Source organism: Pseudomonas sp. FIP_A4, from assembly GCF_036701605.1.
In the GTDB taxonomy this organism is placed as follows: Bacteria; Pseudomonadota; Gammaproteobacteria; order Pseudomonadales; family Pseudomonadaceae; genus Stutzerimonas; species Stutzerimonas phenolilytica.
In genome coordinates, this window is record NZ_JAYDXP010000122.1 from 155,250 (window position 1) to 168,837 (window position 13,588).

General features: G+C 68.4%; 8 protein-coding genes. 5 read left to right on the forward strand and 3 right to left on the reverse strand.

Translation table 11 applies throughout. From position 1 onward, the window contains the following. Window positions 1–44: 44 nt before the first annotated feature. Genes U8L64_RS10780 through U8L64_RS10800 form a run of 5 tightly spaced genes read left to right on the forward strand, consistent with a single transcriptional unit; the run spans window position 45 to window position 5,915 of the window. Window positions 45–2,006, forward strand: a complete 1,962-nt coding sequence (locus U8L64_RS10780) for a TonB-dependent receptor domain-containing protein (protein ID WP_333397147.1) — start codon at window positions 45–47, stop codon at window positions 2,004–2,006. Between the two features lie 54 nt (window positions 2,007–2,060). Then, window positions 2,061–3,095 carry a FecCD family ABC transporter permease gene (locus U8L64_RS10785; RefSeq protein ID WP_152947549.1) on the forward strand — a complete coding sequence of 345 codons (1,035 nt, stop codon included), beginning with the start codon at window positions 2,061–2,063 and terminating at the stop codon, window positions 3,093–3,095. Window positions 3,096–3,097: 2 nt separating this feature from the next. Next, a complete protein-coding gene (locus U8L64_RS10790) occupies window positions 3,098–4,141 on the forward strand; it encodes a FecCD family ABC transporter permease (protein ID WP_333397152.1) in 1,044 nt (347 codons plus the stop codon). After that, on the forward strand, window positions 4,141–4,977 hold the full coding sequence (locus U8L64_RS10795) for an ABC transporter ATP-binding protein (RefSeq protein WP_333397155.1): 837 nt from the start codon (window positions 4,141–4,143) through the stop codon (window positions 4,975–4,977). The genes U8L64_RS10790 and U8L64_RS10795 overlap by 1 nt, the downstream gene beginning before the upstream one ends. Continuing rightward, window positions 4,974–5,915 (forward strand): iron-siderophore ABC transporter substrate-binding protein, encoded by a 942-nt coding sequence (locus U8L64_RS10800; protein ID WP_333397158.1) that lies wholly within the window; start codon window positions 4,974–4,976, stop codon window positions 5,913–5,915. The genes U8L64_RS10795 and U8L64_RS10800 overlap by 4 nt, the downstream gene beginning before the upstream one ends. A gap of 893 nt (window positions 5,916–6,808) precedes the next feature. Here the strand turns inward: U8L64_RS10800 and U8L64_RS10805 are convergent. The 3 genes from U8L64_RS10805 to dhbA are packed head-to-tail and all read right to left on the reverse strand — an operon-like array spanning window position 6,809 to window position 13,584. Beyond that, on the reverse strand, window positions 6,809–8,254 hold the full coding sequence (locus U8L64_RS10805) for an amino acid adenylation domain-containing protein (protein WP_333397161.1): 1,446 nt from the start codon (window positions 8,252–8,254) through the stop codon (window positions 6,809–6,811). After that, on the reverse strand, window positions 8,241–12,809 hold the full coding sequence (locus tag U8L64_RS10810; protein WP_333397163.1) for an amino acid adenylation domain-containing protein: 4,569 nt from the start codon (window positions 12,807–12,809) through the stop codon (window positions 8,241–8,243). The genes U8L64_RS10805 and U8L64_RS10810 overlap by 14 nt, the downstream gene beginning before the upstream one ends. 10 nt (window positions 12,810–12,819) lie before the next feature. After that, complete coding sequence (gene dhbA / locus U8L64_RS10815) at window positions 12,820–13,584, reverse strand: 2,3-dihydro-2,3-dihydroxybenzoate dehydrogenase (protein ID WP_442965284.1); 765 nt, start codon at window positions 13,582–13,584, stop codon at window positions 12,820–12,822. Between the last annotated feature and the right edge of the window lie 4 nt (window positions 13,585–13,588).

Sequence of the window (13,588 nt, forward strand, 5' to 3'; positions counted from 1 at the left end):
TCAGTCCGCGCTGTACAACAACTACTTGGCAACGGAGCCTGCACATGCAGCTTGTACGAAGAATCGGCCGTCCCCGTCATCTCTCCCTGACCCTGCTCGGCAGCCTGCTGCCGCTGGCAGCGCTGGCTGATACCCCGGTCACCCTGAAGAACGAAGTCATCACCGCCACCCAGACCGCCCACAGCGAACTCAGCGCCCCGGCCAGCGTCTCGGTGGTCACCCGCGAGGAGCTGGACAAGCTGCCGGTGTATAACCTGGCCGATGCGGTCAAGTACCTGCCGGGCGTGCACATCAACCCGTCGTCCACCTATGGCCGCAAGGAAATCAAGCTGCGCGGCATGGATTCGGACTACACCCTGCTGCTGGTCAACGGCCGGCGCATCAACTCGCGCGATGCACTGTCGTCCAACTACGCCAACGACTTCGACCTGTCGTCGATCCCGATGGCCGCCATCGAGCGCATCGAAGTGATCCGCGGGCCGATGTCCTCGCTGTACGGTGCCGATGCGCTGGGCGGCGTGGTCAACGTGATCCTGCGTCAGGCCACCGACGAGACGCGCGCCGGCGTGGCCTACACCTACGAACACCCCAGCGAAGGCGAGTCCGGCGACAGCCATCAGGCCAGCGGCTACGTCAGCGGCGCGCTGATCGACGGCAAGCTGCGCGGCAACCTGTTCGTCGAGAAAACCGACCAGGCCGCCTGGCTGAGCGAGCAGACCGTCAACCCCAACACCGACGCGGTGGAACAACGGCAGAACGGCAGCGTCTTCGGCTCGCTGAACTGGCTGCTGGATGAGCGCCAGACCGTCGACCTCGATTTCACCCATCGCAAGGACGATCGCGAGGCCGAATGGAACAACTTCGGCGCCGTCGTCCCCAACGTGCAGGAGATGGAGCGCTGGAGCTTCGGCCTCGGCCACAGCGGCAACTGGGACGGCTTCAACACCCGCGTGCGCTACTACTACGAAGACGTCGACCTGATGGACGACTCGCAGATCATGACCACGCTGCGCGGCAAGAAAGGCGACATCCAGCAGAACAACCACACCGTCGACGGCCAGCTCAGCGCCGCGCTGGGCAGCCACCTGTTCACCGTCGGCAGCGAATGGCGGCGTACCGAACTGGCGCACAACCAGAACCTCGGCGCGGACACCGAAGTCGACCAGAAGGCGCTCTACCTGCAGGACGAGTTCTCCCTCGGCGATCTGGACATTACCCTCGGCGGTCGCTGGGACGACCACGACACCTTCGGCGGCGAGTTCAGCCCGCGTGCCTACGGCGTCTACAACCTCACCGACAACTGGGTGATCAAGGGCGGCGCCGGCAAATCGTTCAAGGCGCCGAGCATCTATCAGTCCGACGAGACCTACGGCGTACTGGCTTGCCGCGGCATGTGCACGCTGATCGGCAACCCCGACCTCAAGCCGGAAACCGCGACCAGCTACGAGATCGGCACGCTTTACCAGAACGAGCGGCTGGAGGCCGGCATCATGTTCTTCCACAACGACATCGAAGACATGATCGTCACCGATACCTGGCGCGTCGGCTACCGCCCGCCGGTAATGACTTACAGCAACGTCAGCAAGGCGCGGGTGCAGGGCTACGAACTGCACAGCCGTTATGCGCTGACCGACTCCATCGGCCTGCGCGGCAACTACACCTACTCGGATGCGGAGGATCGCGACACCGACGAAGCGATCCGCAACTCGCCGCAGCATGTCGCCAACCTCGGCGTCGACTGGCAGGCCATGCCCAAGCTCGGGCTGAACCTCGACTATCAGTACACCGGCAGTCAGCTGCTCTACGTCTCGGCGGCCGAACCCAACGTCGAGAGCGGTGCGTTCCATCAGCTCAACCTGGGCGCCAAGTATCAGGCGACGCGAGAGCTGTCGCTGCGCGCGGGGATGAACAACCTGACCAACGAAAAACGCGACGACGTCGCTCAGTCGGTCGACAACATCCTCATGGGCCGCACCTTGTTCGTCGGTTTCAACTACGACATCTGACCCATCCCGGCCCGGCGGCAACGCCGGGCTACCGGAGCCAAAGACCGATGAACCATGCCAACTGATTCGACGATGCCGGCATTCCAGAAGGCCACCCTCGTTGCCGGGGGCGGCCTTCTGCTCGTGTTGCTAGCCCTTTCGCTGGCCACCGGCGCCGGCGTGTATGGCGCCGAATCCGTGCTCGGCTACCTGCTCGGGGCGCCCGAGTACGTGGCGGACGACAAGCTGGCGATGGTCGTCGATACCCTGCGTCTGCCGCGCACCTTCGCCGCGCTGGTGGTCGGCGCCAGTCTGGCGATCGCCGCCTCGCTGCTGCAGAGCGCGACGCGCAACCCCCTGGCCGAACCCGGCCTGCTCGGCGTGAATGCCGGTGCGGTACTCGGGTTGGTGATCGGCCTGATCTATTTCGGCGTCGAGTCGACCCAGGGCTACCTGCTCTGGTCGGGGCTCGGCGCGCTGCTAGGCAATCTGGTCGTACTCGGCATCGGCCTGATGCTCGGCCAGGCCAGCCCGCTCAAGCTGATTCTCGCCGGCGTGGCGCTGGGCGCCATCTTCGGCGGACTGGCGAACTACCTGCTGCTGTCCACCCGCGTGGCCCTCGAACAGTTCCGTTTCTGGAACCTTGGCTCGCTGTCCGCCTCGCGCCTCGACGCGCTCGCCACTGTCGCCCCGCTCGCCGTGCTCGGGCTGATCCTCGCCGCGCTGCTGTGCCGGCAGCTGACGCTGATGCAGATGGGCGACAGCCAGGCACGCGCGCTGGGCATCCACACCAGCTGGGTGCGCCTCGGCGTGCTGGCGGCGTCCACCCTGCTCACCGCCTGCGCCATTTCCCTGGCCGGCCCGGTGGGCTTCGTCGGCTTCCTCGCTGCCTACTGCGCGCGGCTGCTCGAGCCGGTGGCGCTGTTGCGCCAGCTGCTGTTCTCGACGCTGTTCGGCATGCTCTTCCTGCTCGCCGCCGATGTGCTGGCGCGCTGGCTGCTGCAACCCTACGAGCTGCCGGTCGGCACGCTGCTGGCGGCACTCGGCGCGCCGGCGCTGATCGCCATCGTGCTGCGCGGCGGCTTCCGTTCCCTGCTGACGGTGAGGTAGCCATGACGCCCCTTTCCCCCTCCGGCGTCTGGACGCTGCGCATCGGCGGCCTGAGCCTGCTGCTGCACCGGCGCAACTGGCTGATGTTCGGCCTGCTGGCGCTGCTGCTGGCCGCCCTCGCGGTGCTGGCGATCAGCCTGGGCAGCGGCAGCCTCGGTGTGCGCGACGTGATCGCCACGCTCGCCGGCCGCGGCAGCAAGCTGCAGGAGATCATGGTGTTCAAGCTGCGCCTGCCGCGGGTCGCGGCGGCCATCGTCGCCGGACTGGCCATGGGCATGGCCGGCTGCCTGATCCAGACCCTGGTGCGCAACCGCCTGGCCACGCCGGACATGATCGGCGTGAACGAAGGCGCGTCGCTCGCCGTGGTCGCCTTCGCCCTCTACCTGACGCTCGGCAACTGGCCCTGGTGGGCTTCGCCGCTCGGCGCCCTGCTCGCCGCCGCCGCGCTGTTCGCCCTGTGCCGGCGCCCCGGCGAGCAGGGCTACCTGTTCATCGTCATCGGCATTGCGCTGTCCGAGCTGCTCGGCGCCATCGGCGACTTCGCCATGTCGACCCAACCGCTGGTGCACCTGGGCAGCATCTACCTGTGGACGATGGGCCACTTCGCCGGCATCAGCTACCAGACGGTCAATCCCATCGCGGTGCTGCTGGCGCTGCTCTGCCCGCTGCTGGCGCTGGTCAACCGGCCGCTGGCGCTGCTGCGCTTCGGCGATGCCACCGCGCAGAATCTCGGCATCCGCGTGCCGATGATCCAGCTCGGCGTGCTCGCCCTGGCGATCCTGGTGGCGGCGCTGGGCACCGCCATCGGCGGGCCGGTGGTGTTCATCGCCATGGCCGCGCCGATCCTCGCCTCGTGGCTGGCGCGCGACAATCTCGCGCCGATCTGGCTGTCGGCGCTGTGCGGCGCGCTGCTGCTGCTCGGCAGCGATACGCTGGTGCGCGTGCTCGCCCAGCCCGAGGAAATCCCCACCGGAATCATGACGCGCCTGCTCGGCGGCATCCTGCTGCTCGGCCTCTTGATCAAGGACAGACGAGGAGCTGACTGATGACTGCCCTGCGTGCAGCAAACCTGCATTTCGCCTATCAGGACAAGGTCGTGCTCGACGACGTGTCCTTCAGCCTGCCGCGCGGCAAGCTGATCGGCATCGTCGGCCCCAACGGCAGCGGCAAATCCACCCTGCTCAAGCTGCTGGCCCGCCAGCTGCCTTTGCAACGCGGCACGGTGGAGATCCACGGCAAGCCACTGACGCACTATTCGCTCAAGGCGCTGGCGCGCGAGCTGGCCTTCCTGCCGCAACGCCCGGTGCTGGCCGAGGGCATTCGCGTCGAGCAACTGGTGCAGTACGGCCGTCACCCGCATCAGGGCTGGTTCAACCAGTGGAGCGAGGAAGACGCCGATCAGGTCGCCCGCGCCCGCGAGGCGATGCAGCTCGACGCCATCTGGCAGCGCAGCGCCTCCTCGCTCTCCGGCGGCCAGGCGCAACGGGCCTGGCTGGGCATGATCCTGGCGCAGAACACCGACCTGATCCTGCTCGACGAACCCACCAGCGCACTGGATATCGGCCACCAGGCCGAGGTGATGGAGGCGGTACACGGCATCGCCGCCGCCGGGCGCACGGTGCTCATCGTGATCCACGACCTCGGCATCGCCGCGCGCTATTGCGACGAGCTGATTGCCCTGGCCGACGGCCGCGTGCAGGCCATCGGCCCGGCGCGAAAGGTGATGACCAAGGCGCTGATCGACCGCCTCTACGACACCGACGTGGACATCCTCCACGCTCCCGGCGACGGCGCCCCGGTGATCGTGCCACGCCGCCGCCAGAGCCACGTCGCACCGCAACTGCTGCGCCACGAACACCCCGAAAAGGAACGCATGCAATGACCCTGAAGATGCCCCGCAGCCTCGTCGCCGTGCTGCTCGCCGGCCTGCTCGCCCTGCCCGCCTACGCCGACACCCGCCAGGTGACCGACGCCATGGGCAACACGGTCACGGTGCCGGAAGCACCCCAGCGGGTGATCACCCTCAGCGAGATCGACCTGGACACCGCACTGACCCTCGGCGTCACCCCGGTCGGCACCATCAACGGCCGCGGCCAGGCCGCGCCGCCACGCTATCTGGACGGCAAGCTGCCGGCCGGCATCGAGGTGGTCGGCGACATCGACAACCCCAATCTGGAGACTCTGCTGGAACTGGAACCCGACCTGATCCTCACCGGCCCGGTGAAGCCGGAGCAGCTGGCGATCCTCAACGAGATCGCGCCGACGGTGATCACCTTCAACTGGGCGCGTCCCTGGCAGGAAAGCATGCAGCGCACCGCGCAGGCGCTGAACAAGGAAGCCGAAGCCAAGGCCGTGCTGGAGCGCTATCGCGCACGGGTCGAAGCCGCGCGCCAGCGTCTGGCGGCCCATCAGGGCGAAACGCTGAGCATCGTGCGCTGGAATCCCAAGGGGCCGTCGTACATGTTCAAGGATGCCTTCGCCAGCACCGTCGCCGAAGACGTCGGGCTGCTCCGCCCCGCTCACCAGCAGGACCGCGGTCACACCCATTCGATGGCGCTGAGCCTGGAATCGCTGGAACTGCTCGACGCCGACTGGCTGGTAATCGGCACGCTGGCGACCAGCGGCGAGGCGGTCGAGGCGATGAATCAGGCCGAGCAGACGCCGGCCTTCCGTCAGCTGTCGGCCATTCAGGCGAAGCGCTTCGGTGCGGTGGACGGGTCGTTGTGGACTTCGCTTGGCGGGCCGATGGCGGCGCTGCAGGTGATCGATGATATCGAGGGGTTGTTGGGGAAGGCGGAGGCTGAGGTGGTGAAGGATTGAGGATCGCGGTGAATTGAAAGTTTGCGTTTATGGCGATTCGCGAGCCGCTTGAGAGCTTGGTTTCGCCCTGCTGGGCGAGTGCCTTTTGGCAACCGTAGGGTGGAAAATCGCGCAGCGTTTTCCACCTTGTTTAAGATGGGTTCCGGCGTGTGCCTCGGTGTATGACGCCGCGCTTTCCTCGGCCCGGACTGCAGGTGAATGACGGTTTGCTTTCGAAGCGATTGGCGAGTTGCCTGACAACATGGTTTCGCCCTGCTGGGCGAGTCACTTTTGCCAATCGCGGCAAAAGTAACCAAAACCGCTTGCCCCTACATCCGGCCCCGGCTGCGCCGGGGTTCGTTCGCTCCATCGCCACTCCGAGGGTCGTCGTACAAGGGCCATCCCTGGCCCTTTACGACTCTCGCCGCATCCCTGCGGCTCGCCCCTCTACGCAACGATTCCACTCACCCTCCTGAAAGGGGCGTGGGTGCCGCCTGACAGGCCGTGCAGAGAAAAAGCAAAGCCAAAGCCAAAGCCAAAGCCAAAGCCAAGCACAGTGAAGCTTGCTTCTCGATCTTCCAGGTGACCCGGCCCCCTTCCCCGTCAGGAGGCCGAGTAGAGGTGTCGCGCAGGGGGCCGCGAGGCATGGACGACAAGCGTGTCATGAAGGCCGGGGCCGCCTAGGCAGGGACGTCCCTTCATGAGGGAGCGCCGAGCCCGGCCCCCGGAGCGAGGGAAGTTCTGCGTAGCAAAACCCGGATGTCGGGCGCACTTTCTCTTTGGTTACTTTCTCTTTCGCGCCGGCCGGCGATCCGGAGCAAAGAGAAAGTGACTCGGCCGAGGGGACGAAACCCGGAGTGCAGGCAAACGCGGTAATCGCCAGACTTCCGACCGACAAGCTACAAAACACCCCTTCAAACCACCTCCACCAACCGCTTACGATCAATCTTCCCGCTGGCCGTCTTCGGCAAACACTCCAACAACACAATCCGCCCCGGCACCATGTAGTGAGGCAGACTGCGCTGCAACTCACGCCGGATCGCCACCCGGCTCAGCGCACCAGCCTCGCGCAGCTCCACATAGCCCACCAGGCAGGCCTCGTCGCCCTCGCCATGCAGGCGCACCGCGGCGTCCTGCACGCCCGCCAGCCGGCGCAGGCTGGCCTCGATCTCGCCCAGTTCGATGCGAAAACCGCGCAGCTTGATCTGGTCGTCACGCCGTCCGCAGTACAGGTAGACATCCTCGCCGACGCGGCGCGCCCGGTCGCCGGTGCGATACAGCCGCCTGCCGTGCCAGTCGATGAAGGCCTGCGCGGTGAGGTCGTCGCGCTGCCAGTAGCCGTCGGCCAGCGACGGCCCCTCAATGCACAGCTCGCCCTCGCCGCCCAGCGCGACCGCGTCGCCGTGCTCGTCCAGCAGCCAGTGACGGTAGCCGTCCAGCGACTGGCGCAGCAGCACGCCTCCCTCTTCGAGCGGCAGTTCGACACGCGCCATCAGCGACCACACCGTCGCCTCGGTCGGTCCGTAGCAGTTCCACAATTCGCCCACGCAGCCGCCCAGACGGGTCGCCAGCGTCGCATCCAGCGCCTCGCCACCGCACAGCGCCCGCAGCCCGGGCCGTCCTTGCCAGCCGGCCTTGAGCAGCATGCGCCAGAACGCCGGGGTGGCCTGCAGGGTATTGAGATCGCTGCGCCGCGCGAGCACTTGCAGCAGCTCGACCGGGTCCTTGTGGGTCGGCGCACAGATCACCTCGACATAGCCGCCGCTCCACAGCGGGCCGAGCATCTCCAGCAGCGAGATATCGAACGCCGGGGTGGTGGTGAACAGCCAGCGCGTCGCCGGGCCGATGCCGAGGCGCGCGGTCGCCGCCGCGAGGAAGTTGGCCAGCGCGGCGCGGTTGATCACCACACCCTTGGGCCGGCCGGTGGAGCCAGAGGTGAACATCATGTACGCCGGCAGGCGCTCGTCCTGGTCGGGCCATTCCAGCTCGCCGGCCAGGCCGGGGCGCAGCTGCCAGGTTGGCTGCACAAACGCCACCGGCTGGTCCTGCAGCACCAGGTTCAGCTGCGCATCGCTGGCGATGCCCTGCAGCCGTTCGTGCGGGAATTCCGGTTCCAGCGGCACGAAGCACAACCCTTCGCGCAGGCAGGCGAGCACGCTGGCGACCAGATCCGGCGAGCGTTGCAGGTGGATGCCGACCCGCTCGCCGGCCCGCAGACCGCACTGGCGCAGCTGCATGGCGATGGCCGCGACCCGCGCCTGCAGCTCGGCGTAGCTGAAGCTGTCGCCCAGACAACCCAGCGCCGGGCGCACGGCGTGGTGCTGGAACTGCTCGGTGAAGTGCCGCTCAAGCGCATGCATGGCTGTCCTCCGTTTGCTCGGCCAGCTCCAGCAGGTTGTCCTGCAGCAGGGCCAGCAGCTGCTCGTTCAGCTCGGCGCGCAGATTGCCGATCTGGCGCAGGGTCAGGCGTCCGTCGAACACGCCGCCGTGCAGGCTGATCAGCTCCGCCGAGGGGTTGTCCGTCGCGCTCGGCCGGCCGGGGGCGATGGGCAGTGCCTGCCAGGCATCCGTGCCGCTCTGGTAGACACCGAGGTAGTTGAGGGCTACCGCCGGCAGCGGCAGCTGCGCTCGATACTCGGGATTGGCGCGCAGCGGCAGGTAGCCGACGCCCTTGTCCGGCACCCGTCGCAGCTGCTCGGCGACGTGGCGCAGCAGCTGCGGCCAGTCCGCCTGATCGCGCAGCGCCAGCGGGAACATGCTGGTGAACCAGCCGACCGTGCGGCTGACATCCAGCGCCGGGTCGATGGCCTCGCGGCCGTGGCCTTCGAGCATGATCCACTGCCGCTCGCCCAGCCCGAGGTCGTGCAGCGCGCGGGTCAGCGCGGCCAGCAGCAGCTCGCGCATGTCCACCGCGAAGTGCCGGGTGGCCTCTTGCAGCCGCCGCGTCAGTGCCTCGCTCAGTTCCAGCTTCTGTTCACGCGGCGCGCCGCTACCCGCCCAGCCCGCCGACGCTGTCTCGGGCATACCGGCGAGTTCGGCCTGCCAGTACGGCAGCTGCGCTTCGGCACGACGGGCATAGGCGGCCAGCCCCTCGCCCCACTGGCGGTAGCTGCTGGTCTTGGCCGGCAGCGCCTCGCCGCGCGCGAGCCGGCGCAGGTCATCGACCAGGATGCGCCAGGACACCGCGTCGATGGCCAGATGATGCACGGCGATGAACAGCCCGCGCGTACCGCCGGCGAGGTTGTCGATCAACGCCCAGGCCAGGTGGCGCCCCTGCGCCGGCTGCAGGTGCGCCTGCAGCTCGGTCAGCGCCTGCTGCAAGCCTTCCTCGCCGAGCGTTGCCGCATCGAGCCGCGCCGGCTCGCTCAATTTCACATGTGTCAGATAGCGCTGGCCGCGCGCAGCGACCGCCAGGCGCAGCGCGTCGTGATGACCCAGCAGCTGGCGCATGCAATCCATCAGCTGCGCTACCTCGATGGCGGCCGGCAGGCGCAGCACCACGCCCTGATTCCAGTGTTGCGGGCTGGCGAACGGTTGCTCGAAGAACCACTGCTGGATCGGTTGCAGGGCGAATGCCTCTCCCTCCAGCACGCCCTGCTCGGCGCGGATCGCCATGGACTCGCGCGGCTGGCCGAGCACGCGGCACAGGCGGCGCACGGTGCGCGCCTCGAACACTTCCCTGACCGTGCAGGCATGGCCGGCATCGCGCAGGCGGGTGGTCAGCTGGATGCTCAGGATCGAATCGCCGCCGAGGGCGAAGAAGTCGCTCTCCACCCCCAGCGGCTGGTCGAGCACGCCCTGCCAGATCGCCAGCACCGCCGCTTCCAGCTCGTCCGCCGGCGCCACCAGCACGGCGCTGTCGGCCAGTTCCACCGGCGGCAGGCGCCGCAGGTCGAGCTTGCCGTTGGCGGTCAGCGGCATGCGCTCGAGCAGGATCAGCCGCACCGGCAGCATGTATTCCGGCAGGCGCCGCGCCACGTCCTGCAGGATGGCGTCGGCGTCTGGCATGGCTTCACCCGCTTTGACCGAGGCGTAGGCCACCAGCGCCTGGCGCTGACCCTGGCGGGCGACGATGACCTTGACCTGTTGCAGCGCCGGGCAGCTGATGGAGAGCTGCGCCTCGATCTCGCCGGGTTCGATGCGATAGCCGCGCAACTTGATCTGCTCGTCGATGCGGCCGAGGTACTGGTAGTCGCCGTTGGCTAGCAGCCGCGCGCGGTCGCCGGTGTGATACAGCCGCACCGTCACGCCGGCGATCTCGTGCTCGCGGAACACCGCGGCGGTGCGCTGCGGCTGGTTCAGGTAGCCGCGCGCCAGACCCAGCCCGGCCAGGCACAGCTCGCCCGGTACGCCGACCGGACAGAGCCGGCCATGCGCGTCGAGCACCAGCGCCTGCATGCCGTCGATGGGCCGACCGATGCTCGGCGTCGCGTCGGGCTCGATGAGCTTGGTCAGCGCGGTGACGGTGGCCTCGGTCGGGCCATACATGTCGATCAGACGGAACTGCCGGCCCCAGCGCTCGGCCAGCATCGGCGGACAGGCCTCGCCGCCGAAGCCCACCGCCTTCATCGATGGCAGCGGCCGCGCCGGCAGGGTCGCCAGCAGCGCGGTGGCGAAGATCATGTGGGTGGTGTGCGTGCGCTCGATCTCATCCAGCAGGCCTTCGCCGGGGTCGGCCCAGCGCAGGCAGGCGCCGTGGCTCAGCGGCAGCAGCGCACACATGTTGCCGGCGTCGAAGGACAGCGACATGCAGGCGAGCATGCGGTCGCCCGGGCCGATGGCCAGACGGCGGCCGTGGTCCAGCAGCAGGTTGGCCAGCGCGCCGTGCTCGATCATCACGCCCTTGGGCAGGCCGGTGGAACCCGAGGTGTAGATCACCTGCGCCAGCTGCTGCGGCGCGTCACTGCGCGGCGGCGCCGTGGGCGACCGGGCATCCAGTTGCGCGCCCAGCTCGGGGTCGTGCAGGTCGACCCAGCGCAACTCGCCCAGCGCGAACGGCGCTGCGCCGGCACCGAGCAGCAGGTCAAGCCCGGCGTCGCTGACGATATGCGCGATGCGCTCGGCCGGGTAATCCGGGTCCAGCGGCACGTAGGCGCAGCCGGCCTTCCATACTGCGAGCGCGGCGACGGCGAAGGCGTTCTCGCGTCGCGCCAGCACGCCGACCAGCGCCCCCGGCTGGCAGCCCTCGGCCTGCAGCCAGTGCGCCAGGCGGTTGGCCCGCGCATCCAGCTCGGCGTAGCTGATGTGGCCTGCACCTTCATGCAGCGCCACGGCCTGCGGCTGGCGGCGCGTCCAGTCCTCAAACAGCGACAACGGCGTCAGCCCGTGCGGATAGCCCGCCGGCAGCGCCGCCAACCGCTCGCCGGTGGCGCGCAGCAGTTCGTCATCGAGCAGTGGCAGTTGCCAGATGTCCTGCTCGGGGTCGGCGACCACCGCCTGCAACAGCCGCAGCAGGCGGCTGGCGTACCCCTCGACGGTGCTGCGCTCGAACAGCGCGGTGGCGTACAGCCAATCGACCCGCACCGCATCCATCAGCTCGGTGACCTTCACCGAGATATCGGTCTTGGCCGGCAGCGCCGGCGAGGTTTCCTCCACCGCCGCGCAACCGGGGATCAGGTCGTTGAAATCGACCCGCGCCTGGTACACCAGCATGATCTGGAAGATCGGGTTGATCGCCGTATGGCGGTCCATGCCCAGCGCCTCGCCAAGTGCCTCGAAGCGGTACAGCTGGTGGTCGACGGCTTCCAGATCGTCCCGCCGGCACTGGCGCAGGTAGTCGCTGAACGATTGCTGCTCGGGCAGCTGCGTGCGCAGCACCAGAGTGTTGACGAAGAAGCCCACCAGCGCCTCGATGTCCGGGCGTTCGCGGTAGGCCAGCGGGGTGCCGACGACGATGTCGCGCTCGCCGCTGTGGCGCGCCAGTAGCAGGGCGAACAGCGCATGCAGGCCGATGAACGGCGAAGCGCTGTGGCGCTGGCAGAGCTGCTTGAAGCGCGCCCACAGGCCATTGTCGATGACCGAGAACACCAGTGCGCCGCCGCTGGTCTGCTGCGCCGGGCGCGGCCGGTCCAGCGGCAGGCTGTGCACCTCGGGGATGCCGGCCAGGCGCTCGACCCAGAACGGCCTGTACTCGGCGTGGTAGTCGCGAAACAGCGGCGAGTTGAACCAGTGCGCGTAGTCGATGAAGGTCAGCGGCGGCTCGCCCCAGTCCAGCGGCTGGCGGTTCTGGTAGGCGAGGAAGGCGGTCTTGAGGTCGGCGAACATGTTCTTCACCGACCAGCCATCGGAAATGATGTGGTGCTGGTTGATCAGCAGCACGTGCTCGCGCGCGCCCAGGCGCAGCAGGTGTACGCGGGTCAGCTCGCCGTTGGCGAGATCGAACGGCCGCTCGATTTCCTCGCGCACCCGTTCGGCCACTCGTGCCTCGCGGGCCGATTCCTCCAGCCCGGTGAAGTCTTCGTGGACCAGGGCGAAGCCGCGATGGGCGACGATCTGCTGCTCGCCCTTGCCCTCGGCGTTGCGCACAAAGCGCGTGCGCAGGCTGGCGTGGCGCTGCACCAGGGCGTCGAAGGCGAATTCCAGCGCGGCCACGTCCAGCTCGCCGCTGAGGCGGAAGAACACCGGCATGTTGTACAGGTGCGAATGCTCCTGGTACTGCTCGATGAACCACAGCCCGCTCTGCGACGAGGACAGCGGGCCAACCTCGGTGTGGGTCGGCTCGATGGGCGCGTCGAATGCCTGGCGCGCGCGCAGGCAGCGGACGATGGCGTCGCGATGGGTGCGGATCAGCTGCCCCAGCTCGGGCGTCAGCGCCTCCCTGCTCGACTGCGAGACCAGCTGGCCCTCGGCATTGAGCGCCAGGTGTACGCCCTGTCCGGCGAGCTGCCGGAGCAGGCCGATGATGTTGTCGTGCATCTGCTACCTCTCAGGCTGCCAGGGTGGCACCGCCGTCGACGACGATGTCCTGCAGGGTGATATGGCTGGCCAGGTCCGAGGCGAGGAACAGCACCGTATTGGCCACCTCGTCAGGCGTGGCGATCTTCTGCAGCGGGATGCCGAGCTTGAACTGCTCGGGCAGGCCGGCGATGGTCCGCGCGCGGCCGCTATCGTCGGCCCACATGCCGCGCTGCATGGCGGTGTCGGTGGAACCCGGCGACACCAGGTTGCAGCGCACGCCGCAGGCCGCCAGCTCCAGCCCGGCGGTGCGGATCAGGCTGGTCAGCGCCGCCTTGGACGCCGCATAGGCGGCCATCTGCATGCGCGGCACCCGGGTCGCGTTGCTGCTCACCGCCACCACCGCGCCACGGCCTTGGGCGCGGAAACGCGGCAACAGCTCGCGCAGCAGGTAGAACGGCCCGGAGACGTTGACCCGCAGCGAGTCGTCCCAGTCGTCCAGGCTCAGCGCCTCGATCGCGCCGAGGCGCAGGATGCCGGCGACGCTGGCGAGCACGTCGATGCCCTGCCCCGGCGCCAGCAACTCGGCGCAGGCCTGACGCACCGCGGCGGCATCGCCCACATCGAGCACATGGGTGCGATAGCCGTAGTCGCATTCCGGGAACGCCCGATCCAGCCCCACCACTTCACCGCCGAGCCGGGCAAAGCCCTCGGCCACCGCGCGGCCGATGCCCTGACCGGCGCCGGTGACCCAGATGCGCCGCCCGTGAAAATCCATCTGCTGTGTCATCTGCATGTCC